22 protein-coding genes and 2 pseudogenes are annotated in these 25429 nt (G+C 66.8%); 12 read left to right on the forward strand and 12 right to left on the reverse strand.

Annotation, left to right across the window (positions count from 1 at the left end; genetic code table 11):
• Positions 1-399: 399 nt before the first annotated feature.
• Positions 400-750, forward strand: a pseudogene (locus AB0B91_RS61915) (reverse transcriptase/maturase family protein); the annotation flags it as partial.
• Here the strand turns inward: AB0B91_RS61915 and AB0B91_RS61920 are convergent.
• Together AB0B91_RS61920 and AB0B91_RS61925 are read right to left on the reverse strand one after the other, a co-directional pair.
• Positions 646-1188: a hypothetical protein gene (locus AB0B91_RS61920; RefSeq protein WP_358342249.1), complete on the reverse strand. Its 543-nt coding sequence runs from the start codon at positions 1186-1188 to the stop codon at positions 646-648. The pseudogene AB0B91_RS61915 and the gene AB0B91_RS61920 overlap by 105 nt on opposite strands.
• Positions 1189-2027: 839 nt before the next feature.
• Positions 2028-2942: a LysR substrate-binding domain-containing protein gene (locus AB0B91_RS61925; RefSeq protein WP_358342195.1), complete on the reverse strand. Its 915-nt coding sequence runs from the start codon at positions 2940-2942 to the stop codon at positions 2028-2030.
• Between the two features lie 103 nt (positions 2943-3045).
• On the opposite strand from AB0B91_RS61925, the gene AB0B91_RS61930 reads away from it, so the two are divergent.
• From AB0B91_RS61930 to AB0B91_RS61980, 11 genes are all read left to right on the forward strand, one after another.
• Positions 3046-4221, forward strand: a complete 1176-nt coding sequence (locus AB0B91_RS61930) for a substrate-binding domain-containing protein (RefSeq protein WP_358342197.1) — start codon at positions 3046-3048, stop codon at positions 4219-4221.
• A 196-nt stretch (positions 4222-4417) separates the two neighbouring features.
• The gene (locus AB0B91_RS61935; RefSeq protein ID WP_358342198.1) at positions 4418-5926 is read left to right on the forward strand and encodes a sugar ABC transporter ATP-binding protein; all 1509 of its coding nucleotides are present in this window, start codon (positions 4418-4420) and stop codon (positions 5924-5926) included.
• An 89-nt stretch (positions 5927-6015) separates the two neighbouring features.
• The gene (locus tag AB0B91_RS61940; RefSeq protein WP_358342200.1) at positions 6016-7008 is read left to right on the forward strand and encodes an ABC transporter permease; all 993 of its coding nucleotides are present in this window, start codon (positions 6016-6018) and stop codon (positions 7006-7008) included.
• Complete coding sequence (locus AB0B91_RS61945) at positions 7005-7523, forward strand: VOC family protein (RefSeq protein WP_358342202.1); 519 nt, start codon at positions 7005-7007, stop codon at positions 7521-7523. The genes AB0B91_RS61940 and AB0B91_RS61945 overlap by 4 nt, the downstream gene beginning before the upstream one ends.
• Positions 7507-8478, forward strand: coding sequence for a dihydrodipicolinate synthase family protein (locus AB0B91_RS61950; RefSeq protein ID WP_358342204.1), 972 nt, complete (start codon positions 7507-7509; stop codon positions 8476-8478). Before AB0B91_RS61945 ends, AB0B91_RS61950 begins: the two co-directional genes overlap by 17 nt.
• A gap of 37 nt (positions 8479-8515) precedes the next feature.
• Positions 8516-9577 carry a zinc-binding dehydrogenase gene (locus AB0B91_RS61955; RefSeq protein WP_358342206.1) on the forward strand — a complete coding sequence of 354 codons (1062 nt, stop codon included), beginning with the start codon at positions 8516-8518 and terminating at the stop codon, positions 9575-9577.
• Positions 9574-11094 (forward strand): aldehyde dehydrogenase family protein, encoded by a 1521-nt coding sequence (locus AB0B91_RS61960; protein ID WP_358342208.1) that lies wholly within the window; start codon positions 9574-9576, stop codon positions 11092-11094. The genes AB0B91_RS61955 and AB0B91_RS61960 overlap by 4 nt, the downstream gene beginning before the upstream one ends.
• 36 nt (positions 11095-11130) lie before the next feature.
• Positions 11131-12105, forward strand: a complete 975-nt coding sequence (locus tag AB0B91_RS61965) for an aldo/keto reductase (protein ID WP_358342210.1) — start codon at positions 11131-11133, stop codon at positions 12103-12105.
• Positions 12106-12301: 196 nt separating this feature from the next.
• The gene (locus tag AB0B91_RS61970) at positions 12302-13627 is read left to right on the forward strand and encodes a Xaa-Pro peptidase family protein (protein WP_358342212.1); all 1326 of its coding nucleotides are present in this window, start codon (positions 12302-12304) and stop codon (positions 13625-13627) included.
• Between the two features lie 82 nt (positions 13628-13709).
• Positions 13710-14705 (forward strand): thiamine pyrophosphate-dependent dehydrogenase E1 component subunit alpha, encoded by a 996-nt coding sequence (locus AB0B91_RS61975; protein WP_358342213.1) that lies wholly within the window; start codon positions 13710-13712, stop codon positions 14703-14705.
• Complete coding sequence (locus tag AB0B91_RS61980; RefSeq protein WP_358342215.1) at positions 14693-15700, forward strand: alpha-ketoacid dehydrogenase subunit beta; 1008 nt, start codon at positions 14693-14695, stop codon at positions 15698-15700. Before AB0B91_RS61975 ends, AB0B91_RS61980 begins: the two co-directional genes overlap by 13 nt.
• A gap of 470 nt (positions 15701-16170) precedes the next feature.
• Here AB0B91_RS61980 and AB0B91_RS61985 read toward each other — a convergent pair.
• The 10 genes and pseudogenes from AB0B91_RS61985 to AB0B91_RS62030 all read right to left on the reverse strand — a co-directional run.
• A pseudogene (locus tag AB0B91_RS61985) lies at positions 16171-16374 on the reverse strand (integrase core domain-containing protein); the annotation flags it as partial.
• Between the two features lie 107 nt (positions 16375-16481).
• Entirely contained in the window at positions 16482-17306 is an 825-nt protein-coding gene (locus tag AB0B91_RS61990) for a glucose 1-dehydrogenase (RefSeq protein WP_358342217.1), read from the reverse strand.
• Between the two features lie 42 nt (positions 17307-17348).
• Positions 17349-18137: an amino acid ABC transporter ATP-binding protein gene (locus AB0B91_RS61995; protein ID WP_358342219.1), complete on the reverse strand. Its 789-nt coding sequence runs from the start codon at positions 18135-18137 to the stop codon at positions 17349-17351.
• Entirely contained in the window at positions 18134-19054 is a 921-nt protein-coding gene (locus AB0B91_RS62000; protein ID WP_358342221.1) for an amino acid ABC transporter permease, read from the reverse strand. Before AB0B91_RS62000 ends, AB0B91_RS61995 begins: the two co-directional genes overlap by 4 nt.
• Before the next feature lie 9 nt (positions 19055-19063).
• Entirely contained in the window at positions 19064-19972 is a 909-nt protein-coding gene (locus AB0B91_RS62005) for an ABC transporter substrate-binding protein (protein WP_358342222.1), read from the reverse strand.
• Positions 19973-20159: 187 nt separating this feature from the next.
• Positions 20160-21077, reverse strand: coding sequence for a LysR family transcriptional regulator (locus AB0B91_RS62010; RefSeq protein WP_358342224.1), 918 nt, complete (start codon positions 21075-21077; stop codon positions 20160-20162).
• A gap of 54 nt (positions 21078-21131) precedes the next feature.
• Positions 21132-22091 carry a LysR family transcriptional regulator gene (locus AB0B91_RS62015; RefSeq protein WP_358342251.1) on the reverse strand — a complete coding sequence of 320 codons (960 nt, stop codon included), beginning with the start codon at positions 22089-22091 and terminating at the stop codon, positions 21132-21134.
• The gene (locus AB0B91_RS62020) at positions 22078-22989 is read right to left on the reverse strand and encodes an arginase family protein (RefSeq protein ID WP_358342226.1); all 912 of its coding nucleotides are present in this window, start codon (positions 22987-22989) and stop codon (positions 22078-22080) included. Before AB0B91_RS62020 ends, AB0B91_RS62015 begins: the two co-directional genes overlap by 14 nt.
• A 75-nt stretch (positions 22990-23064) precedes the next feature.
• Positions 23065-24246, reverse strand: coding sequence for an alanine racemase (locus AB0B91_RS62025; protein ID WP_358342228.1), 1182 nt, complete (start codon positions 24244-24246; stop codon positions 23065-23067).
• Positions 24243-25427, reverse strand: coding sequence for an aminotransferase class V-fold PLP-dependent enzyme (locus AB0B91_RS62030; RefSeq protein WP_358342229.1), 1185 nt, complete (start codon positions 25425-25427; stop codon positions 24243-24245). Before AB0B91_RS62030 ends, AB0B91_RS62025 begins: the two co-directional genes overlap by 4 nt.
• Positions 25428-25429: the final 2 nt, after the last annotated feature.

Consider the following 25429-nt stretch of genomic DNA (forward strand, 5'->3'; position numbering starts at 1 on the left):
GATGATGGCACGCGAACGCGGCCCCTGTTCTTGATCGACTGGCGTAGACAACCAACGATCATCAGGGGCCGCGTTCGTCATGTACACCCCTGGGGGCCGCCCTCAACGATCCGGCCTGGTCGAGCCCGCGTAGGTCCTACCAGCCGAGAACGCTTCGGCCCTGGATCGCGGTAGGCGTGGCCTGCCGTGCAACGAGTTGTATCGGCAACTGTTCAACCCGCAGATGTACCTGCAGGCCTATGGGCGTCTGTACTCTAACCACGGAGCCATGACACCCGGGGTCGATGGGGAGACCGTGGACGGCATGTCCCAGGCCAAGATCGGACGGATCATCGACACGCTGCGCCACGAGCGCTACCGGTTCGCCCCGGTGAAGCGTGTCCACATCCGAAAAAGAACGGGACGATGCGACCGCTCGGTCTGCCGTCATGGTCGGATAAACTCGTCGGCGAAGTGATCCGCCTGCTCTTTGAGGCGTACTATGAGCCGCAGTTTTCCGCCCGTTCTCACGGTTTCCGTCCCCGCCGGGGATGCCACACAGCTTTTAGCGAGGTGGCGAACACCTGGACGGGAACAACCTGGTTCATCGAGGGAGACATCGCCCGGTGTTTCGACGCGCTCGACCACTCGGTCATCCAATGCCGTTTAGTTAACGATCATGCTCTGGTTCGAGGTTGCCGCGGCAAGAGCGCGACGGTGGGCGGTCCTGCGTGCCGGATGCCCTTGTCGGAGGGGCGGCGTTCTCTGTAGCTGCTTCGTCGGGTGCGTTTGACGGCTCGGGGGTAGCTGCGGTGTCTGCGGGAGGGATTGCGATTGCGAGGCCGGCCGGCCTGGTGGACGGTGCGCGTCCAGAGGGTGCCGTGGGGCGCAGGCGGAAGGGCCGCCCGGTCGGTGACCGAGCGGCGCACGATGCGCAGGGTGGCCAGGAACTTGATCCGGTCGGGGTCGACCGACCCCTGCGGTGGTGGCCGCGACGCAGATCAGGGTGGCCAGGGCCCAGTGGGTGAGGAGGTAGGCCCAGATCTCCTGGCGCACCAGGTCGGGAGTGCGGGACCGTAGAATCCGGCCTGGCCCGCGCAGGTGCGTCTTCAGCTGGTCGATGCCGGTTTCCGCTTCCCAGCGATCATGGTAGCAATGGGCCAGGTTCTCGGCAGTGGCCTCGGCCGGATCGAGGATGCTGGTGATCAGCCGTCCGGTTCGGGCCGGGGGCCGCTGGAAAAGGGCCTGGACTCAGGCACCTCGTCAGCGGCCTACCGGTACACACACTTATCTGCCGCGTAGCGAGGTAGCAGGGGCCGTCTCTCGAATGCTGATCTTGGGACGTGAACGATGTCGAGCTGCCTGACGGCATCAAGCGTGGTGAATGCGTCGCCTTCAGCCTTGGGAATGGCAGAATCACGACGCTATCTGTCCGCCTTGATCGTTTACGTACAACAGGTGCAGCCTGATACTTGTAACGCGCTGGTGCCCCCCGGCGTTCATATCGGGACAGTTGGGTGTCGACATCTCTCGAGGAGGGAACCAGGTGTCGAACTTCCCGGCTTTCTTAGCCCGCCGCAGGCACAGGCTAAGAAAGCCACTTCAACCGTTCCAATATGTGTGGTGCCTTCGGATGCGCTCCCAAGCGACCGAGGGCACCACCACATCTACAATGTGACGGTGCCGAAAGTCGTTGGCATATGACAATGCAGGGCAAAGCCCCGTTCTCGTGAACGGCGCCGATCCGCTGTTGATGCTGAGTCCATGGACGAGCAGGAGATCCAGCACGGCATGATTGGTGGCTTCCGTAGCGTTGAGGGCGATCGCGAGTGGCGGTGCACCGGAGTAATGCGCTCGCCGAGCTCCGCGTCGGGCACCGCACAAGGACCGGGCACGGCCTGGCGGCGCGTGTAGAGGGCGGCACGCTACAACGTTCGCCGTCGCCATTCCAGGCTCGGACAACGTAGTCCGATCGCCTACGAGAACACCTTCTACACAACATCAACTACGCTGACCGAAGCCGCATAAGACGTGTCCAAGATCCGAGGTCAAGCCCCAGGGGAGCGACCCCTGGCCGCGTGTGCCGTCTCCAAACAGACCCGCACGAACTCGAGGGTCGTCGCCGCGGTTGTTTCGCGGGGCCAGACGACCGCTACCTGGCTACCGCTGATGCCCTCGACTGGGCGGTACGCAATGTCGGGGCGTTGGTAGTAGCGGGCAGTCGCCAGCGGTGTAAAGGCGACACCGAGGTTGTTGGCGATGGCGATCAGCCACTCGTCCGGGCGCTTGACGACCGCACCGATCCGTATCGGGTGCCCGCCACGCTCGTCGGCGGCGAGACAGTAGGCGCGCCATGCGCCCGACTCTTCGGGCGGGGCGACGAATGGCTCGTCGAGCAGTTGGTCGAGCCGGATCACTTCGTGGCCGGCCAGCGGGTGCGAGACCGACAACGCGACGCATCGCGGCTCCTCCAACAGGACCTGGCTGCTGAAGGTTGCGTCGAGCGGGACGGGCAGGCGGAGCAGTGCGACGTCGACGGCGCCACTGGCGAGACCGGCCGTGGGGTCTTGCCAGTCCGTCTGGCTCATCTCGACGCGCCAGCCGGGGCGGTGCTCGGCGAACAGCCGGAGGATCGACGGCGTCAATTCGTTCGCAGCGCTCGCGACGAAGCCGACGCGCAGGACATGACTCTCGGCCGCGGCGACCTCGCGTATCGAGGTCACCGTCGTCGCCCACGCGTCGAGCAGCTCTCGAGCTTCACGCAGCAGCAGCTCGCCGGCGCCAGTCAGCTTCACGTGATGACTGGTGCGGTTGAACAACTGGACGCGCAGGTTGCGCTCCAGTTGGCGGATTTGCTTGCTCAGCGACGGCTGCGCGACATGCAGGTCCTCGGCGGCGCGGGTAAAGCTCAGCCGCTCCGCGACCGCGACGAAGAAGCGCAGATGACGCAGGTCGGCGTCCATTCCCAAAGGTTATCGCCACTTGTCTTGGACTGGGAGGTCACGCTGGGCGGAAGCTGACGCCAAAGGCATCGAGACGAAGACCGGTGCCGGAGGAGGCGGAGCGATGAATCCATCTATTAGTCGGTCCCGGGCGACAAGCCGCCGCTGGCACGCCGCCGTGATCGCGTGCGCTACCGGGACGCTACTGGCCAGCTGCGGCAGCAGCGGCGACGGTGCAGGCGGTACGAACACAAGTGCCGGCGGCTCCGAGGCGTACCTGACGTCGATCGAGAAGGACCTCCAGCGGTTGGCGACGCCTCCGCGGAGCGGCTGGCCTGGGCCGAAGGAGGCGCCTCGACCGACGCCGGGCCGGCGCGTCTCGATCATCTCGGCGAGTCAGGCGTCCGACGGCGTTTCCCTCGCCGCCGGGGAAGCCGTCAAGGCCGTCGAGGCGCTCGGTTGGACTGCCCAAGTATGCGACGGCAAAGGTGACCCCGCCGGTTACGACCAGTGCGTCAGAAGCGCGGTCTCGGCAAAGGTCGACGGCATCATGTCCGTCTCGGTGCCACCGGCGTTGATTCGCCCTGCGCTGGAACTGGCAAGAAATCGACGGATCCCGTTCGTGAGCGAGTCCGACACGAGTACGGCTGACCCGCTCGTCTCGGCCGTCGCGCCGCTTCCGTGGGCCGCGCAGGGCGCAGCCGTCGCAAAGTGGATCGCGAAAGACAGCGGCGGTAAGGCCAAAGTGTTCGTCATTCGCAACGACGAGTTCGCGGGCGTCAAGGAACGCTCCGACGCACTTGTCGCAGAGCTCCGCAGATGCGGGGGCTGCGAGATCCTCGCCGAGCAGCAGATCGTTTACACGGAGGCGCTCTCGCCGCGCATCGGACAGATCATCAGGGCTGCAAGCGATCGATTCGGTCCGAAGCTGCAGTATGTCGCCTCGCCCTATGGCGCGACCGAGTCGTTCACCGTACCCGCGCTGCGCACGCTTGGCCGCGACGACGTCAAGCTGGCGGACTTCGAGAGCCAGGCACAGCAGACAAGGAACTGCCGCAATGGCGCCGTCGACGTACTAGGCGCCTCTCTTGTGAGTTGGCACGCCTGGGCAGGCGTAGACCAGTTGCTGCGGGTCGTGGAGGGCGAGAAGCCGGTTGATCCGAGCTATGTCCCGCACTTCCTGGCCACGCCCGAGACGTGTCCGGACACCGGGACCGTCGAGGACCTCGTCGAGTTGGACTTCCGCGACAACTACAAGCGCATCTGGACCGGCGGCCAGGGCACAGGAGGGACGTCCTGATGCGGCGACGCTTCGACGGGCGGATCGCACCCGCTACCAGCGTGAGTCGAAGGTTCAGGCTAGCGCTCGCTCGGGCAGGCACCGACGTCGTGGGAGCCGACTTCACGCCCGCGCTCGAACTCGCGTCGGCGTCCGGCGAGGCGGCGGAGACTCACAAGCGAGTCGCTCGATGTCTCTGGGGGATGGTGATGCACTGATGACCGAGATCGCGCAACGGCAGCATGACCAACCGCCCGGCCCGCCGCTGATCGACGCTCGCCAGGTTGTCAAGTACTTCGGCCCGACGTGCGCGTTGGCTGGCCTGGACCTGCGCCTGGAGATCGGCGAGATCCACGCGCTCGTTGGCCGCAACGGCGCAGGTAAGTCGACCTTCATCAAGATCCTCGCCGGGCTGCATGATCACGATCACGGCACGATCGAGATCCGCGGCCAACCGCTCGATCGCAGCCGCAATCAGCTCGCGTTCATTCACCAGGACCTCGGTCTCGTCGGAGCGATGAGCGTGGCCGACAACTTCGGCCTCGTCGCAGGCTTCGACACCGGCCGCAGCGGCTTGGTCGCAGACCGATGTCTGCGGCGCGAAACCGCCGCCAGCCTCGCCGCACTCGGCGTCGAGCTCGACCCGCGCATGCTCGTCTCCGAGCTGTCGCCCAGTGACCGCACGCTCGTCGCGATTGCCCGCGCCCTGCACCGCGACGCGCGAGCCGTCGTGCTCGACGAACCGACTGCGAGCCTGCCGGCCGCCGACGTCGCGCGGCTGCTCAACGCGCTGCGCCATCTGCGCGACCGTGGCGTCGGTGTGCTCTATGTCAGCCACCGGCTGGCCGAGGTGCGCGCGCTCGCCGACCGCATCACGGTGCTCCGCGGCGGAGTCGCGGAGCTGACGGTGCGACCGGACGAGGTCTCCGAGTCAGAGCTCGCCACCAGCATCATGGGCGCCACGGTCGCGCGTGCGGTGCGGACGCGCCGGGCACGGCAGGGCGAGATCGCCCTTCGCGTGCGCGGTTTCGTTGCCGACGGCGTCGGCCCGCTCGACATCGACGTTAAGGCGGGCGAGGTCGTCGGCTGCGCAGGCCTGCGCGGTGCGGGACAGTCCATGCTCGGACGGGCGCTCTACGGACTGCTCGATTGGAGCGGGGTCGCGGAGGTCGGCGGTGCGCCATACCGCGCCACCGCGACCGCCGATGCGCTGCGCGCCGGCGTGGCTTACGTCGGCGGCGATCGCGGCGCGTCTGTCGCTGCCCAGTTGACGGTCGCGGAGAATTTGCTGATCAATCCGCGCCACGCGCCCAGTGGCGGCTGGCGCGTCTCACCGCGGCGCGAACGCGCGGTGGCCACCGAACTGATCGAGCGCTACGGGATCCGTACGCCCGGTCCTGGCAGCCCGTTGGCCGCGCTGAGCGGCGGCAACGCGCAGAAGGTCGTGCTGGCGCGCGCGCTGGAGACGGCGCCACGGGTACTCCTGCTGGAGGAGCCGACGTCCGGCGTAGACGTCGGCGCGCGCGCCGACTTCTATCGGCTGATCGACGATGCGTGCCAGCGCGGCCTGGCCGTCGTGCTCGCGTCATCGGATGAGGAGGAAGTGTGCGAGATGTCGGATCGCGTGCTGGTCTTCGAACGCGGCGTCGTACGGAGGCAGTTGACGACGGACGCGGCCACGGTGAAAGGGGTCGCCGCAGCGGCGATGGGGGCGGTCGAGCCATGAGCGACACGGCGCTGCCCATCACGACACCGCCGGTAGGGGAGAGCCCGCGTCCGCGGGGAGCGGCGGCCGGTCGTCTCGGCGACTTCGCCGTGCGCTACGCGCTGCTCGGCGTCTTCGTGCTCGTTGTCGTCGTCTTTTCGCTGCTGCGTCCGGAGACATACTTCACCTGGCTGAACTTTACCTCGATTCTCGGCAACCAGGCGATCACGCTGATGCTCGCGCTCGCCGTGCTGGTGCCGCTGCTGGTAGGCGAGTTCGACCTCTCGGTCGCGGCGATCTTCGGTTTCTGCCAGCTGCTCGTCGTCGGTCTGCTGGTCCGCTCGGGACTGCCGCTCGTGCCAGCGGTGCTGGTGGCCATCGTGATCGGCTGCTTGATCAGTGTCTTCAACGGGATCCTGATCACCCGTTTCGGGGTCAGCTCGTTCATCGCCACCCTCGGAACGCAGACGCTGCTCGGCGGTGCGGCGCTGGCGTACGCGGAGGGCCAAGTGATCCAGGGCGACCTCCCGGCCGCGTTCCTGTCCGCTGGTCAGGACGATGTCGGTGGGGTCTCGCTCATCGCGATCTACGCGCTGGCGGTCGCGGCGGTGTTGTGGTTCCTGCTCGCGCGCACCGCGCTCGGCCGACGCTTCGTCGCGACGGGCAGCAATCGCGAGGCCGCGCGCCTCGCAGGCGTCCGCACCGGCCGCACGATCATGATCGCGTTCGTGATCTGCGGTTTCCTCGCGGCGGTCGCCGGTGTCGCGATCGCCGCGCAGCTTGGCAGCGGCCAGCCGCTCGTCGGGCCGTCCTACCTGCTGCCCGCCTACGCGGGCGCGTTCCTGGGCGCGACGACGGTGACGCCCGGGCGCTTCAACGTCTGGGGCACCGTGATCGCCGTGTACGCGCTGGCGGCTGGCGTCACCGGCCTGCAACAGATCGGCGTGGCGTCCTGGGTCGAGTACGTCTTCAACGGGACGGCGCTGCTGCTGTCGGTGATCCTCTCTGGCTACGCGGCTCGTATCCGAGCGTGGGTCGGAGGCGGCCGCCGACGCGTCACCAACCAGAGCTCTGCATTCACGGCAAGTGAGGAAGAACGATGAGCGAAGCGGAAGCCGTAGGGGTGCGAATCGCCCAGATCGGCGTGGTCGTCCGTGACATGCGGGCGACGATGGAGGAGTACCACCGCGTACTGGGCTGGGGCCCGTGGTCGGTGTTCATCCTCGAGGGGGAGCGGCACCACCACACGCACCTGCGCGGGGAGCCGCGCCCCTACTCGATGCAGATCGCGGTGACCTCCGTCGAGGGCATCGACTACGAGCTGATCGAGCCGCTCGATGGGCCCAGCATCTACAAGGAGTTCCTCGCCGCCCACGGCGAGGGCATCCACCACATCCTGTGCGACTCGCCCGGCGGCGTCTCCGCTGACCTCAACGAGCGCCTGCTCGCAGCCGGTATGGCGATCTCGATGGGCGGCCGCGTCGGCGCCAACCTTCGGTACCAGTACCTGGAGGCCGAAGGCGTACTCGGTGGCGTCGTGATCGAGACCTACTCCGGCGACGTCGAGCCGCCCACCTACGTCTGGCCTGAGGAGGAGACCGATGGGTCTGTTCGGTAGCTCCGGTCGCTTTCGCGGCTACTTCGGCACCCCGCTGACACCGTATGACGACGATCTCAAGATTGACCGTGACACCTTCGTCAAGCACGTGCGCTTCATGGTCGACTCCGGTGTCTCGGCGCTGTGCTGGCCGATGCACCTGGCCGAGTCGCTCAACCTGACAGTCGACGAGCGCAGAGAGCTCGCCCGGCTCACGGTTGAAACGGCAGGCGGTGACGTCCCCGTCACGATCCACACGAGCTGCCCGGGCACGGACCAGGTGATCGACCTGTCACAGCACGCCCAGCGGGTCGGTGCGGACGGCGTCGTCGTCATCACGCCCTACCACTGGCGTCCGACCCCGGCGGCACTGGAAGCGCACTTCGTCGCCGTCGGCAGGTCGATCGAGATCGACCTGATGACCTACAGCTACCCCGACGCGATGCAGGTCGAGGTTGACGTGGCGCTCGCCTCGCGGTTGATCGAGCGGCTGCCGAACTATCTCGGCGTCAAGGACGCCGGCTACGACATGCAGGACTTCACGGAGCTGTGCCGCGTTACCTCGGAGTTGCGCTCGGACTTCTCGGTCTTCACCGGAATCGAGTACCTGCTACCGAACATGGCAGTCGGGGGAGCGGGCTCGTTCTCGGCCTGCGGAATGGTCGCACCGCGGCTGCTGAGAAGGCTTTATGACGCCGTCTCGTACGGCGACTTCGCCGCCGCGCTACCACTCCAGCACCGGATCTCGCGTCTGTGGTTCCTGCTCCAGCCCGGCTACCCAGCGACGATCAAGGCCGCGATGGAGATCATGGGCCGCCCTGTAGGCGCCACGAGGTTGCCGATCCTCGCACTGGAGCCCGAGGAGAAGGAGATCCTGCGCATGCGTCTCGCTGAGTGTGGCGTGCTCGACGAGGAACCCTACGGCTGGGACGCGACCGCGTCGCCCGACCCGGAACGAGCGGCGGCTCATGCTTAAGGGGCGGTTGGCGGCGTTCTACGGCCCAGGGCGACCGATGGAGATCCAGGAGTACGCGGTCCCGCAGCCTGAGCCGGGCGCGGTCGTCGTGCGCATGACGGTGGCAAACATCTGCGGGACAGACCTGCACCAGTGGCGAGGGGAGTTCGACCTGGCGCGGTTCGGCCGCCCCTATCCGCAGGTGCTCGGGCACGAGATGACGGGCGTCGTGTCGGCACTGGGGGCGGGCCTCGACCGGGACAGTGCGGGAGCACCGCTCGCGGAAGGCGACCGCATCGTCTTCCGCTACTTCACCCCCTGCGGCCGATGCCGCGCGTGCCTCAAGGGCATCACGCGTGCCTGCCCGCACGCCCGAGACTATCTGCGCGAACCATGCTCTTCGCCCCCACACTTCAATGGCGCCTTCGGCGACTACTACTACGTGCGGCCGGGGACCTCGCTGTTCCGCGTGCCCGACAACCTCTCTGACGCGGTGGTTGCCGGTGTCAATTGCGCCCTCAGCCAGGTGGTCGGCGGCTTTGAGGAGGTGGGCATCCAACTGGGTGAGCACGTTGTCATCCAGGGCGCCGGCGGCCTCGGACTGTTCGCGACGGCGGTCGCGCGCGAGCTGGGTGCCGGACAGGTGATCGTGGTCGACGCGCACACCGAGCGCCTCGAGCTGGCGGGCCGCTTCGGCGCCGACCGCACGATCAGCCTCGCCGAGCTGCCCGAACGCGATGCGCGGGCCGAGTTGGTGAGAGAGCTGACTGACGATTGGGGCGCCGACGTCGTCGTCGACGTGGCCGGGCACCCCTCAGCGTTCAACGAAGGGATCCCTATGCTAAGCCGTACCGGGCGTTACTTGGAGATCGGCAATCTCCATCCAGGAACGACAGTGCCGGTCGACATCAGTGAATTGGTCTTTCGCAATTCGACCGTGCATGCGAATTTCTACTACGAACCAAGGCACCTCGCACGGGCGCTCGCACTCCTGTCGCGCACCCGTGACGACTACCCGTGGGACGCCGTCGCGAGCGAGCCGTTCCCACTTGCCGAGATCGACGAGGCCTTCCTCGCCGCCGACCGAGGCGACGTCGCGCGCGCCGCCATAGTGCCATGACGGCGACCGAGACGATGCCGGGCGAGCGCACGCGAGCGGGCGCGGCAGCGTCCGCGTCGCCGATCCGGATGTTCGTCGATGGACGCTGGCACGAGCCTGACATCGAGGACCGCTGGCAGCATGTCGACCCCGCTACGGGGCTGGCCGACTTCAGCGTGCCAGTCGCCTCCGCGGCCGATGTCAACCGCGCGGTGGGCGCCGCCCGTCGTGCGTTCGACGAGGGGCCGTGGTCGCACCTGCACCCGCGTGAGCGCAAGCTCGCGTTGCGACCCTTGGCCGACCTGCTGCGCACGCACGCCGACGAACTGCATCGGCTTCAAACGCGCGACAATGGGATCCCGATCGACTTCGGTAGCTCCTACCGCATGTCCGCGCTGATGGCGGCGGACATCTTCGAGTACCACATCGGCTGGATCGACAAGCTGGGTGGTGACGCCCCGCCGCCGTTCAGCCCGGAGACACCGACCCAGGCGCTAGTGCTGAAGGAGCCGATCGGCGTCGTTGGGGCCATCACGCCCTTCAACGCGCCGGTGCTGCAGTTCGCGCAGAAGGTGGCGCCGGCGCTCGCGGCTGGCTGCACGATAGTGATCAAGCCGTCGGAGTTCGCCTCAGGCGTCGCTCACCGCTACGCCGAATTGATCGCCGAGCTCGACCTCCCGCCCGGCGTCTTCAACCTCGTGACCGGCCTCGGTGCGACAGGGGCGGCGCTGGCCAGCCATGGAGACCTCGACAAGATCACGTTCACCGGCCGACGCGAGATCGGCGAACGGGTCGTGGCGGGTGCGGGCACTCGGAGCGTCGCGCTGGAGTTGGGCGGCAAGAGCCCGAGCATCGTCTTCGACGACGTCCGCGATCTCGATGCCGTCGCCCGCACCGCGATGAGCCTGGTCTCGATGGGCCTGTCAGGACAGGTCTGCTCAACGCAGACCCGTTCGCTCGTGCAGCGCAGCGTCTACGAGGCATTCGTCGAGTCCGCGCGCGCCCAGATCGCCGACGTCCGGTACGGCGACCCATTCGATCCGACGACGACGTCCGCCCCGATTATCACTCCCACGGCGGCTGCGCGCGCCCTCAGGCTCGTCGAGGACGCCGTCGCCGACGGGGGGCGGCTTGTCACCGGCGGACGGACTGCCACTCTGGCCGGCCCCGAGGCCGGCGGCAACTGGGTCGAACCCACGCTGATCGCCGACGTCGATGCGGACATGCCGATCGCGCGTGAAGAGGTGTTCGGGCCGGTATTGGCGGTGATCCCGTTCGACGACGAGGACGACGCCGTGCGGCTCGCCAACGCCTCCGAGTACGGGCTGTCGGCTGGCGTCTACACCGGTGATCTGGCGAGGGCGCTGCGCGTTGGACGCCGGCTACGCAGCGGCACCGTCGGCGTCAATGGCCCCTTCGTGTTCACACCTGGCACGCCGTTCGGCGGCTACAAAACCTCCGGGCTGGGGCGCGAGGGCGGGCGCGAGGGGATCGAGGAGTTCCTCGAAACGAAGACGATCACTGTGAGCCTTCACTGACGTAGAAAGCACGGCCACGAAGAAGGAGGTGGATAGATGCTGCAGCGAGCGCTGGGTCACGACGGCGCCACCGTCGGAGCGATCGGGTATGGGGCAATGGGGCTCTCGGGCGTCTACGGTCCGAGCACCGACGACGACGGTATCGCGACGATTCACCGCGCGCTTGAGCTTGGGATCAACCTGCTCGACACAGCCGACGTCTATGGCGACGGCCACAATGAGCGCCTCGTCGGGCACGTGATCGCCGACCGGCGTGAGCAGGTCGTCTTGGCGACCAAGTTCGGCGGCGGCCCGATCGAGCCGGGCGCCGGCCTCGGCCGGCCTGAGCGCGTGCGCGGCTGGCTGGATGCAAGCCTTCGCCGGCTGGGTGTCGACCACGTCGACCTCTACTACCTGCACCGCGTCGACCTCGACACGCCAATCGAGGAGACCGTCGGGGCGATGGCGGAGCTGGTCACGGAAGGCAAGGTTCGCCAGCTCGGGCTGTCCGAGGCCGGCGCAGATACGATACGCCGTGCGCACGCAATCCATCCGATTTCCGCACTACAGACCGAGTACTCGCTCTTCAGCCGCGAGCCCGAACACGAACTGCTGGCGCTGACGCGCGAGCTCGGCATAACGTTCGTCGCATACAGTCCACTCGGCCGCGGCGCGCTTACCGGCGCAATCATTGACACCGCAGACCTCGCGGCCGACGACTGGCGTCGCCGCGCTCCGCGTTTCGGTGATGCGTACCTGGACGTGAACCTGCGCATCACCAAGGCGCTATCGCCAATCGCAGAGGATCTTGGCGTAACGCTCCCGCAGCTCGCGCTCGCGTGGCTGCTGCGGGACGACCACGTGATCCCTCTACCAGGCACACGCTGTGTGGCCAACCTGGAAAGCAACGCCCAGGCGGCGACCATTGAACTGACCCCCGCCGACCTCCAGGCGATCGACGCGGCGGCGCCACTCGGTGCAACCGCCGGCGAGCGTTACCCGCCCGAATTCGTCGCCGGGTTGAACGCGTGAGCACCGTCATCGCCGACTCGTCCATGACCGCGGAGACGCCCGCAGGCGGCCACGGTCCGGGAGGTCAGCGCGCGGGCCAGGTCGGTTCCGGCGGCTGGCGACTCGAGGGCGGGCATTGGCGGCGACACCCTGGCCATGAACGAAGGGAGACAAGGATGAGTATGCACGGGGTCGAGCCGGTGCGGGGTGGTACGTGATGGCGATCAGCACATATGGGCCCAACGCGGTCGACTGGGAGGAACGCGTCGATCTCGATCGACTGCGCCGGGAACGATTGGCTCGGCTGCGTGCCGTGCTGGATCGATCGGAACTCGGCGCGTTGCTCACCTTCGACTTCGCCAACATCCGGTACATGACATCCACCCATATCGGGACCTGGGCGATGGACAAGCTGATCCGCTTCGCTCTGTTGCCCCGCGGTGGCGAGCCGATCCTGTGGGACTTCGGCTCGGCCGCCCGACACCATCAACTGCACAACAGTTGGTTGAACGGGAGTGACCGGGCCCGGGTCGGCCTCTCGACCCTGCGCGGTGCCTTTCCACCGGCCGCGGGGCTCGGCGCCGACGTCGCCGCAAAAGTGGCCGCGGAACTTCGCGAGCGCGGCCTGGACCGAGCGCCGGTCGGCCTCGATCTCGTGGAACTGCCGGTACTCGACGCGCTGCGTGCTGAGGGCCTCGAAATCGTCGATGGGCAGCAGGTGTTCCTCGAGGCGCGGCGGATCAAGACTTCCGATGAGATCACCTTGCTCACTCAGGCCTGCGCGATGGTTGACGCGGCGTATGAGGAGTTGTACCGATTCCTGCGTCCGGGCGTCCGCGAGAACGAGTGTGTCGGGTTGGTCAACAAGGTGCTCTACGACCTCGGCAGCGAATTCGTCGAGGGCGTCAACGCGATCTCGGGAGAACGCTGCTCACCGCACCCGCACGTCTACAGCGACCGTCTGATCCGGCCGGGGGACCCGGCGTTCTTCGACATCCTGCACAGCCATCTCGGATATCGCACCTGCTACTACCGGTGCTTCGCCGTCGGCAGCGCCTCCCCGGCCCAGCGTGACGCCTACCGGATCTGCCGCGAGTACATGGACCGGGCGATCGCGCTGGTGAGGCCCGGCGCCACCACAGCCGACATCGTGTCGGTCTGGCCGCGCGCCGAGGAGTTCGGCTTCGCCGACGAGATGGCTGCGTTCGCGCTGCAGTACGGCCACGGCGTCGGGCTCTCGATCTGGGAGAAACCGATCTTCAGCCGACTGGTCTCGTTCGACCATCCCGAGGTGATCGAGGAGGGCATGGTGTTCGCGCTGGAGACATACTGGCCGGCCTCCGACGGCTGGTCAGCGGCGCGTATCGAGGAGGAAGTCGTGGTGACGGCCACCGGGTGCGAGGTCATCACGCGGTTCCCGGCCGAGGACCTGCTGGTTGCGGGGCGCAAGTACTGGACCGCGGGTGGCTCACTCGACCCGCTGCGTGAGTCGCAGTCCCATCTCAACACCGCGATCGCACCGGCGCCACCCACACCCGCATGACCGGCTACGAGCAGCGGGGCGGCGCGCGCCAGGCGCCCGCGACCAGCACCTTGTCAGTACCCAGAGAAAGGACGGTGTCCCGGTGATCACCACACCGACCATCGACACCACCCAGTTGCTCAACCAGTACGAGCAGATGGCGACAATCCGCCGGGTCGAGAAGACCGCGCACGACCTGTTCCTGTCCGGCCTGGTGAAAGGAACCACTCACCTAGCCGCCGGACACGAGGCGATCGCGGTCGGTGCCAGTGCGGCGCTCCGACCGACCGACTACGTCTTCGCCACCTACCGGGGCCATCATCACGCGATCGCCCGAGGTGCCACACCGGAGGAATGCCTCGCGGAATTGATGAGCAAGGCAACTGGCCTGTGCAAGGGCAAGGGCGGCTCGATGCACCTGACCACGGCGACGAACTACATGCTCGGCTCGTACGCGATCGTCGGTGCCCACCTACCGATGGCTAATGGTGCCGCGTGGTCAGCGAGGCTGCGTGGCAGCGACCAGGTGTCCGTGGCGTTCTTCGGCGACGGCGCCACCAACATCGGCGCGTTCCACGAGGCGCTGAACCTTGCCTCGGTGTGGAAGCTTCCGGTGATCTTCGTGTGTGAGAACAACCTCTACATGGAATACACCCCGATCGGGGCCGTCACCGCGGTGCCGAAACCGGCCGCCGATCGGGCACCGGCGTACGGCATTCCGGCAGAGGTTGTCGACGGCAACGACGTGGTACTGGTTCGGGAGGCTGTGGCACGGGCCGCTGATCGGGCGCGCGCCGGCGACGGTCCGACACTGATCGAGGCCCTGACCTACCGCCACTACGGCCACAGTCGCCTCGACCCGGCCAAGTACCGGCCTGCACATGAGGTGGACGAATGGATGGCCCGTGATCCGCTTGTCGTCGCTGGCGCGAAGCTTGCTGAACTGGGAGTCAGTGAGTCTGAGCTGGCAGCGGTGAACGAACGGGTCGAGTCGATCGTGGCGGCCGCGGTTGTTGCGGCCAAGGTGGCCCCGGATGCCGACCCGGCCGAGGCTTACACCGATGTCTGGGCAGATGGGAGTGCGACATGGCGGACGTGAAGCTGGCCGAGGAGGTCATGACCTACCGGGCGGCAGTGGCAGAAGGAATCCGTCGGGAGATGCGGCGGGATACCTCGGTCGTGTGCCTGGGCGAGGACATCGGCGCCGCCGGTGGTGTCTTCAAGACCACCCTCGGCCTGTTCGAGGAGTTCGGCGCCGAGCGGGTGTGGGACACTCCGATCTCGGAGCAAGCGATCGTCGGTGCCGCGATGGGCGCCGCGATGACCGGTGTACGGCCGGTCGCCGAGATCATGTTCTCGGACTTCCTCGCGTGTTGCTGGGATTACATCGCGAACGAAATCCCGAAGGTGCGTTATATGACTGGTGGCCAGGTCGCCGTTCCGCTGGTGATCCGCACTGCCAACGGCGGTGGTCTCGGCTTCGGCGCCCAGCACTCGCAGGCGGTCGAGAGCTGGGCGTTGACGGTTCCCGGACTGAAGCTGGTGGCGCCCTCGACCCCGAGCGACGTCGTCGGTCTGATGGCGTCGGCGATCCGCAGTGACGACCCGGTCATCTTCTTCGAGCACAAGGGCCTGTTCGGCAGCAAGGGACCGGCGGCGACACCGGACGCGGTAATCCCGCTCGGTTCAGCGGCCGTGCGGCGGTCGGGCACGGACGTGACCCTGGTCGCGCTGGCTTGGACGGTGCCCATCGCGCTCGCCGCAGCGGATGTGCTGGCGGCCGAGGGCATCTCCGCCGAGGTCATCGATCTGCGCTGCCTGGTGCCCCTGGACGCGCGTACAGTGCTGGAGTCGGTGGCCCGCACATCCCGGCTCGTGGTGGTCGAGGAGAACCCCTACCAGGGCGGCTGGGGCGCCACGGTCGCATCCATCGTGGCGGACGAGGGCTTCGGCCTGCTCGACCGCCCGATCAGGCGGGTCGCCGCCGACTGCGTACCACTGCCGTTCGCCGACACCCTCGAGCGGCAGGTCATGCCGACTGTCGACAAGGTCGCTGACGCTGTTCGGCGGCTCGAAGACTTCCGAACGACCTGATTCCCGCTGGCCACACGAGGCGGACATGCCATCGAGGAACCCCGAAGGGCGCACCAGGCCTTCAAGCTGTCGACCGATCCGCTGTTCGTGGAGAAAACCGTCGAGATGGTCGGCCCATCACCACTCGCCTGAGCGTGCGGTGGAGCTGTGTGTGGATGAGAAGACCCAGATCGGCCTCCGGGGAGGATCGGACCGGATTTTGGCGGTTGGCGGAAGCCGCAGATGATCTCGGATCGCTATCGCAGATGGCGCCGCGGCCATTCGGCGGCCGCATCATCATCGGTGACCGGCGCGGCGACTTGTCGCGCGGGGCGACCTCCTCGATTGCCTTCCGCACCTCCACCACCGACACCAGCCGCTGTCGGTGGCCTCGGCGCGGACATCAGCACCTCCAACTACCGAGGCCATCGTTCGCGCCGCCTTGCGCAGCTTGGGAAAGGGGGGGCTTGACCCCGGATCTTGGACACGTCTTATGCGGCTTCGGTCAGCGTAGTTGATGTTGTGTAGAAGGTGTTGTCGTAGGCGATCGGACTACGTTGTCCGAGTCGGGAATGGCGACGGCGAACGTTGTAGCGGTGGAGCCAGCGGAACGCCGGGAGGCGGGCGTCACGCTCGTTTGTCCAGCCCTTTTGGCCCTGGAGCGTCTCTCTTTTGAAGGTCGCGTTGAAGCTCTCTCGCCTGAGAGCTCATCGCGCGGCGGCAACGTTTCCCCCATTCGAATGAGACGATGCATTCTCGCCGGAATCAGGGTCGAATTCACCGGCGTGGCGGAGCCGCCGTGTCATGTCCGTCTGGACAACCTGCCGAGGCGCGGGAACTGGTCGTGGCCGAAGATGTCCACCTGCGGGGACCTCTGCTGGACGATCATCCCTCCATCGACCGGAACGACGACGCCGGTGATGTAGCGCGCCTCGTCGGAGGCGAGGAACGCGTAGGTGGCAGCCAGATCATCGGGGACCCCTACACGGCCCAGCGGCACGGTCATGCCCCGCTCGGCGAGCTGTTCCTCGCTGACCGCGCCGGGCGGCGCTACATTGATCGATCCTGGCGACACGGCGTTCACCCGGATTCCGTACGGCCCAAGGTCGAGCGCCATCGCGCGGGTCATCGCCTCGATACCGCCCTTGGAGGCGTCGTAGGCGACCTCGCCGCGGTGTGCCCTGGTGGCGCCTCCGCTCGAGGTTGAAATGATCACTCCTGAGCCCTGGGCCACCATGTACTTGGCGGCAGCGTGCGAGCACAGGAACACGCTGCGGAGGTTGACCCGCAGCACGCGATCCCACCACTCCTCGTCGGCGTCGAGGAAATGCCGAACCTGGCCGATCAGCCCCGCAGTGTTCACGACGATGTCGAGTCCGCCGAACGTGTCCACCGTGCCGTCCATGATCTGCGCGACCGTCGCGGCGTCGGAGGCGTCCCCGGCCGCGAGCCGTGCTTGTCCTCCCTCTCGGGTAATGTGTTCGGTCACAGACTTCGCCTTCGCCTCGTCCAGGTCGTTGACCGTGACGCGGCAGCCCAGCTCGGCCAGTCGCTTCGCGACCGAAGATCCGATTCCGCCGCCCGCGCCGGTCACCACGGCGACCTTGCCCTCCAGTGATCGACTCATCGTCGTCCTTTCCTCCGGATGAATTGCATTGGGAAGCAGCCATCAGCGGACGGCTGCGAGGAATGCCTGTGTACGTTCGTGCTGAGGGAAAGAGATCACCTGATCAGAGGGACCAGACTCGACGATCCTGCCGTCGTCGAGGAACACCACCCGATCGGCGACATCCCGGGCGAATCCGATCTCGTGAGTGACGACGACCATCGTCATCCCGGACCGGGCAAGTGCCCGCATCACGTCCAGCACGTCGCCGACCAGCTCGGGGTCCAGAGCTGATGTCGGCTCGTCGAAAAGCATGAGCTTCGGCTGCATGCACAGCGCCCGCGCTATCGCGACACGCTGTTGCTGGCCCCCGGACAGCTGCGTGGGGAACGCGCCGTGCTTGTCCGAAAGTCCCACCTGCCGCAGCAGTGCGTGAGCGCGTTCGGTCACGACCTTCTTCGGCTCGCGCAATACCCGGCACGGCGCCTCGATGAGGTTCTCCAGCACGGTCATGTGCGGGAAGAGATTGAATTGCTGGAAGACCATGCCGACATCGGCTCGCCGGCGGCAGATCTCCTTGTCGCTCAACTCATAGAGCCTGGTGCCCTTCTGGCGATATCCCACCAGGTTCCCATTGACCCACAGGCGTCCGCTGCTGATGCGCTCCAGATGATTGATGCAGCGGAGCAATGTGCTCTTCCCTGACCCGGACGGGCCGATCATGCAGACCACTTCGCCGGCGTATACCTGCAGGTCGATGCCTTTGAGCACGTCGGTTCTGCCGTAGGAATGCCGAATGCCCTCGGCGCGCACGATCGCCTGTCCGGTCATTGCCGGGTCTTCACTCGTCATCTCTTCCTCCACGTGGCGCGCTGGCTGATGCCCAAGAAGTCAAGGGCCTGTCCCAGCGGCGTCCGCGCCAGCCTTTGGGATCCGCGCGCGTAATGCCGTTCCAGGTAGAACTGGCCCACCGAAAGGATCGAGGTGACGACGATGTACCAGAGGCTGGCCACGATGAGCAGCGGGATCGTCTCAAAGGTGCGAGCGTAGATGGTCTGAGCTGAGTAGAGCAGGTCCGGGACGGCCAGGACGCTCACCAGCGACGTGGTCTTGAGCATGCCGATCGTCTCGTTTCCCGTCGGTGGGATGATGACGCGCATCGCCTGAGGCAGGATGACGCGGCGCATGGTCTCGATGCGAGTGAGCCCGAGGGCGCTCGCGGCCTCTGACTGGCCAGGCGGGACTGACATGATGCCGGCTCTGACGATCTCGGCCATGTAGGCAGCCTCGTTGAGCCCGAGTCCCAGCACCGCCGCCATCATGGGTGTGATGAGCTCGTTGGCGTTCAGCGCTATGCCGGGAATTCCGAAGGTCACCACCGGATACAGCGCGGCCAGGTTGAACCAGAACAGCAGTTGCACCAAGACGGGTGTGCCTCTGAAGAACCAGATGTAGCCGAACGCGGTCGCGCGGATGACCGGGTTGGGTGACATGCGGCCGATCGCGATGATCGTGCCGAGGACCAGGCCGACCAGCATACACAGCAAGGTCAGTTCCAGCGTGATGACGATTCCCCGGCCGATGGACACATCGCGCAGGTAGGCGCCGACGGTGGGCCAGCCGAAGCGGGAGTTGGTCAGGACCGACCAGCACAGCAACCCCAGGATCGTCGCGATGACGATGGCGGCGACCCAGCGCCCAGGATGCCTGCGGGGGACGATGATCAGTTCGCTGGCTGGAGGGCTGGTGACCGAAGTCGACGAAGGCATCGCTCGGCCTCAGCTATAATCCGGCAGCAGTGCCGCCTTCGGAATGGACCACTTGTCCATCAGCCGTTCCAAGGTGCCGTCGGAGGCGAGGGACTTAACTGCGGCCTGGACCGCCGGCGCGAGCGGCGACGCCTTTGGGAAGGCTATTCCGGTCATGACCGGCTTGTAGGTGTCGCCGGGGGCGACTTCGTACTTGCCGTTGGATCGCGCCGCCCGGTAACCGCTGGGGATGCTGTCCTCCATGATTGCATCGGCCCGGCCTCCGGTCAGTGCCAGGTGGGCCTCGTCCAACTTGGGGAACAGCAGGACATCAACCGGCTTTTTGCCTGCCGCCTGGCAGTCCTTCGAGATGGCTGGCAAGTACTCGCTCCCCTGCACGCTGCCCTTCTCACCTGCCACGCGATGCCCGCACAAGGTGACCGGGTCCATCGCGAGCTTCAGCGGGTTCCCGCGAGGGACGACCAGCGCCGACCCATCACGGAGATATGGGACGAAGTCGACGACGCGTTGCCTGGCCTCCGTCATGAAGAATCCTGACATTCCCATGTGGTACTTGCGAGCGGCGAGCCCGGGGATGATCGCGTCGAATGTCGAATTGATGTGGGTGGCCTTCAGGCCGAGAGTCGCGGCGATGGCGTCTGAGAAGTCGATGTCGAAACCGATGAACGTCTTGCCGTCGGCGTCGAGGAATTCCATGGGCGCATTGGTGCTCGCGCTGGCGATCGTGAGCGTGCCCCTGGCCTTGACGTCGCCAGGGACCAAGCCGGCGGCCTTGTCATCGACTGCGGTCGTGACCTGGCCGCTCGCCCGCGCGGAAGTCGCCGGTGCGGAGGTGACAGTGGATTGGGTCGTACAGGCAGTCCCGGCGAGGGCGAGAAGACTGACGGCGAGCGTGGCATGGCGGATGCTCGATCTCATGGCTTTCTCTCTGAACTCTCAGTGCCGACTGTGGCGTCGCCCGGGTCCATGTTCATGAACACGTCGGGACGGAAGTGATTAAGCAACGGCTGGCCTTTGAGGAGCAACCATATGCCGCGTCCACACCGCCACGATTTACGTTCTCTTCACGCCACCGCCAGCCTGCCTTCAGAGTGACGGCCGTATTTCAGTCCCTCGCGGCGCATTGCGTGGCTGCGGCCAGTCGCAGCAGTCTCATCATCTCGGTCACGCAAGGGGATGCCGGCTCACGCTCCCGAGTCACCACGCAGACGCGTCGGCGCGGTGGGCGGGGACGCACGGGCAGCACACGAAGACGCGGATGCGTCGTGTGCATGGACAAGGCAGGGAGGAACGTGACACCGACGCCGGCCGCGACCAGCGCCTGCGCCATGTGGTAGTCGTCAATCTCGAAGGCGACGCGCGGCTCGAATCCTTCCCATCGGCACGCGACCGCGGTGAACTCGTGGACACTCGATCGCGTGGAGCTCGTTATCCATGGCTCGCCGACGAGGTCGGCGAGCGCGACGGAGGGAGCGCTCGCCAGCCGGTGACCTTCCGGCAGGGCGATCAGCATCTCCTCGGTGAGAAGGTGCTCGCGGGCGAGCGTCTCGTTGTGCGGCGGAGGGATGCCGTCGTAGTCGAAGGACAACGCGAGGTCTAGCTCTCCGCGGGCTAGCCGGTCGAGATACTCCTCAGGCTCACCTTCGGTGAGTTTGAGCTCCACAGACGGCCACGCGAGGTGGAAGTCCATCAAGGCGTGGGCGACGAGGGTTTCGCCTGCGCTGCGGAAGGTGGCCAGGCGAAGCCGGCCGCCCTGCAATCCGGCGATCGATTTCATCTGCTCATCCGCCATGTCGAGTTGCTCGAGAACTCCCTCAGTGTGCTCGACGAGGATGCGTCCTGCCTCGGTCAGGGCGATGCTGTGGGGTCCGCGCTCGACCAGCACAGCCGACATCTCCCGTTCGAGTGCCGCGATCTGCTGGCTGACGGCCGAGGGGGTGTAGCTCAGTGCTTCGGCTGCCGCCGTGATGGATCCGCGAAGCGCCACTTCCCGCAGGACTGCGAGACGCCGTATCTCTAGCATGACTGCCTCCTCGCCGCGCTGAGGGACGCTTCTCGTGCCTTGTGCCGCCGCATGTCACTCATTCGACCCGAGAGCGAGCAAGACGTCGCGGATCGCGGCGACCACCGCGACCCGGTCACCGCCGATGCGATACGTCGCGTGGATGCGGCGGCTGAGGCTGACGTCGGTGAGCGGGTGGACGTCGACGCCGCGATGATGGCTGCGGGCCGACATCTCGGGTAGGAAGGTCACGCCCATGCCTCTGGCGACCAGTTCCTGGGCGATGTGGTAGTCATCGGTGTGTATGACGACGCGCGGGGTGAATCCAGCCTGCGCGCACGCCCGTTCGGTGAAGCGGTGGACCGTGTTGGTGGGCGTCGAGGCGATCCAGTTCTCCTGCGCAAGGTCGGCCAGCCTCAGCGGCTCGCCAGCGGGCCGGTGGCTGCGCGGCACGGCGACGAGGATGGGCTCTGCGCAGATCAGCTCCCGGACCAGGCCTTCGTCGAGCTGCGCATCAAGTCCGTCGTAGTCGTAGGTGAGCGCCAGATCAAGCTCGTGCCGCCTCAACGCGGTCATGTACTCTTCCGGCTCGCCTTCGACGACGCTGATTTGAATGGCCGGATAGTGTCCGCGGAAATAGGTGATGGCGTCGATGAGGAGCGATTCGCCCGCGCTGCGGAACGTCGCCAGTCGCAGCCGGCCGTGGCCCAGCCGGCCGATGGCGCGCACGTGCTCCTCCGCCGCAAGCAGCCGCGCGATCATCTCTTCGGCCTGGCCGGCCAGGATCTGGCCGGCCGCGGTGAGCCGGACCTGCCGCCCGCCGCGTTCGACGAGGGCCAGACCGACCTCTTGCTCCAGCACCTTGAGCTGCTGGCTCACCGCGGACGGGGAGTATTTCAGGGCCTCGGCCGCGGCAGTCAACGTATCGTGCCGCCCGATCTCGAGCAGCAGTGCGAGCCGGCGTACGTTGAGCCGGGATTGAAACTGTCGCGGAGGCTTGTCGCCGATTGATCCTCTCCCCTCACGCGAAGGCAGATCCCAGGAGTTTAGTCATCCGGCGTGCGGACTCCTCCTGAGGGTCTCGGCGCGCGTTGAACCCGGCGACCGAGACGCCGATCAGCCGGGCGTCCCGGCCCAACGCCCTGAGCAGCACCTCCGCTTCGCTGTAGCCGATTCCTGTGCTGACCGGGAAGCTGACGGCGGGCATCACCTTCTCGTCGAGAACGTCGACATCGAGATGGAGCCAGAAGGGCATGCCTTCGCGGTCGATCAGCGCCGCCGTCCGCTCTGCCATGGCTTCGGCTCCCATGGAGTGGATGGACGTGGCGTCCAAGACGCGGGCGTCCGGGATGGCCGTGGCCGCCTCGGCGGCGTTGGAGGCCTGCCGCCGTGCACCGTCGGCGTCTCCAATGGCCAGGACATCACCTGGTTCGACCAGGGGAGCCGGGCCGGCGAGGGCGCTCGCGGTCTCGGCGGCGTATCCCGTCACGATCGCCAGAGCCATTCCGGCCACTTCACCGGTGCGTGTGTCTCGTGGGGTGAACAGGTCGAGATGCCCGTCAATGAAGATCAGCTTGGCCGGGCCGGTGTGCCGCCGGAGTCCGGTCAAGGCTCCGGGCAGAATCGAGCAGCATCCTCCGAGAAGGAAGGGACGCCAGCCAGCCAGCAGCGCGGAGCTGACGGCGTCGGCGATGAGTCCCGTGCCGGTGACGATCTGGTGGTAGCCAATGATCCCCGCTGACGGGTCACGACGGCTGTCGGTGACAACAACGGGCAGATCCCCGAAGTCGACAGCGTCCAGTTCGTTCACGAGCCCGGCTCGGCGAAATGAGCCGGGCGCGTCGATCTCGCCGCGGCGTGTACCGGAACCTTCCATGGGCGCGCCGATGATCAGCCATCGCCGAGACGCCGTGATCTGCTCAGCCGTACTCATGACGACCAGTTTTCCTCCCGCCGAACACATCCGGCTCGCTGATCTCTTAAGGCCTTTGTTAGGTGAAGTGAAACGTTAGAAACCCGGGCGCCCGGCACCTATCAAACGTCCCTGGTCATCGATGATGGTCACCAGCCGCCAGCGGTCGAACAGACCGCATGGATGGGAGATGCCCAGCGGTAGGACGTCTCCGACGGCCAGATCGCTATCGGCGGGAACGTCCATATGCAGATGCTGATCGCTGAGCGCGACCGTGCTGGCGGCGGCCGTGAGCGGGCCCGGTACGCCGCCGCGGTAACGGATCTGGAGGGGCGTCGGCAGTCCTGCGTCGTGAGGCAGGTGCCGCCTGCCCACCGCGGCGATCGCGCACCCAGCGTCGGGCCGGGACTGGACGCGGGCCCACACGGTTGCCGCTGGCCGCAGATCGGGGCCGCCTGCCGATCGGGATTTCGGGATCGTCCGCGCGTAGATGCCGTGGTCATGGACGGCGTAGCAACCGCTGCGGAGCAACAGCAGTCCGCCGATTGCGGTGAGCGGATCCTGGCAGACGCCGATCACGCGGTCGAAGAAGGCGGAGCCGCCAGCAGAGAGGATCAGCTCGGGCCCTGCGACGGTTCCCCGGTCGACGAGCCGGATCGCGGCCTGGACGACCCTCCTCAAATAGGCGTCCACCCGTTCAACGTCGGCCGGATCGCCTGAGCCGCCAAGGAGCCCTTCGTAGCCGGACACTCCATGCAGCGCCAGATGACGCGAGCCGGTCACCACATCGGCCACGGAGTCGACGTCCTGCTGCGTGCGGGTGCCGCCTCGGCCCCCGCGATATCCGACCTCGAGAAGTACGGGATGCCGCGGTGAGGCTGTCCGGTCGCCGGCCTTGGCCAGGGCGGTGTCGAGCCAGCGCACTCCCTCCGGGGTGTCAACAAGGGAGATCACAGTGCGCCCGGCGCGCGCCGCACGGGCGGCCCAGGCGATGTCGTCGCATTCGATGAGCTGATTGGCGACCAGGATGCGCTGCGCTCCCGCCTTCTCTGCCAGCCGCCCCTGCGCGGCGTTCGCGACGGTCAGCCCCCACGTCATTGCCAGCTGCGTCTGGAGGGTGAGGACCTCTTGCAGCATGGTCGTCTTGGCGTGAGGAGCGATCTGCACCGATCGGCTGCGCAGGTAGTGATCCATTTCCGCGAGGTTGTGCCGCACGGCGTCGATGTTGAGAGCCGCCAGCGGATAGCGCAGATGGGGATCGCCGAGCAGCGCGGTCATCGAGCCGAACCGATCGCCTCTACCAGGCGGTCGACCTCCTGCTCGGTGTTGAAGTAGTGGACCGATGCACGCACCACTGACTGCAAGCCGCGCTCTTCCATGTCGATCCTTGTCGACTCGACCGTGGAGTGCCAGATGTTGATGTTGCGGCTCCGCAACTGCTCCACTAGGGCGGGCGGTTGCCAGCCGTGCACGGTAAACGTGACGATTCCGGCCTGGACCTGGCCTTGGTCGACGACGGTGATGCCGGGTTCGGCGGTCAAGGCTTCTCGCAGTCGTCCCGCCAAGGATCGGATGCGGGACCAGGATGCCCGCAGGCCGACCTCGGTTGCATAGCGTGCGGCTGCGCCGAGTCCGAGCGTGGCGGCGATGTTCGACTCGTACAGTTCGAAGCGCCGGGCATCGGCGCGCAGCGTGTAGCTGTCCCGCGCGGTCCACTGCGCCCCGAACAGATCCGAGACGGGGGGTTTCAGCGTTTCGAGCGCAATGTCGCCGACGTAGAGCAAGCCGGTGCCGCGCGGGCCCCGCAGATACTTGCGTCCTGTGGTGGTGAGCAGGTCGACCTTGAGCTCGCGCACGTCGATCGGCATCTGTCCCACCGATTGGCAGGCGTCAAGCAGGAACAGCGCCGGGCTGTCGGCGACCACCTCGCCGATGGCCGCAGCGGGGTTGACGAGCCCGCCATTGGTGGGGATGTGGGTGACGGCGACCAGGCGCACCCGATCGTCGAGAAGGTTGGCCAGCGCGCGCACCGACAGCTGGCCTGTTTCGTCGTTGGGCACGGGAGTGACCGTGACCGGTACTCTTTCCTGAAGCTGGAGGAAGGCGATGTAGTTGCTCGCGTACTCCGACGTCGAGGTGAGGATCCTGTCGCCTGGCTGGAACGGCACCGCCGCGAAGGCGAGGTTCCACGCGCGCGTCGCGCTGTCACTGATGGCGATCTGGTGCGGTTGGGCTCCGATCAGATGCGCGACATCGTCGTACACTGCCGCGCGCTCTGCTTGCCGTTCGATCGCCGCTTCGTATCCGCCGCGTCGTTGCTCCAGCGCCAGGTAGTTCAGGACCGTTTCGGTGACCGGTCGCGGCTGCAGCGACGATCCGGCATTGTTGGCGTGCAACAGCGCGGCGGTCGCCGGTGTGTCGGCGCGCAGGGCCTCGATGTCAAGAGTGGGTTGGTTCATAT

Source organism: Nonomuraea sp. NPDC049141 (assembly GCF_040648415.1).
GTDB lineage: Bacteria > Actinomycetota > Actinomycetes > Streptosporangiales > Streptosporangiaceae > Nonomuraea.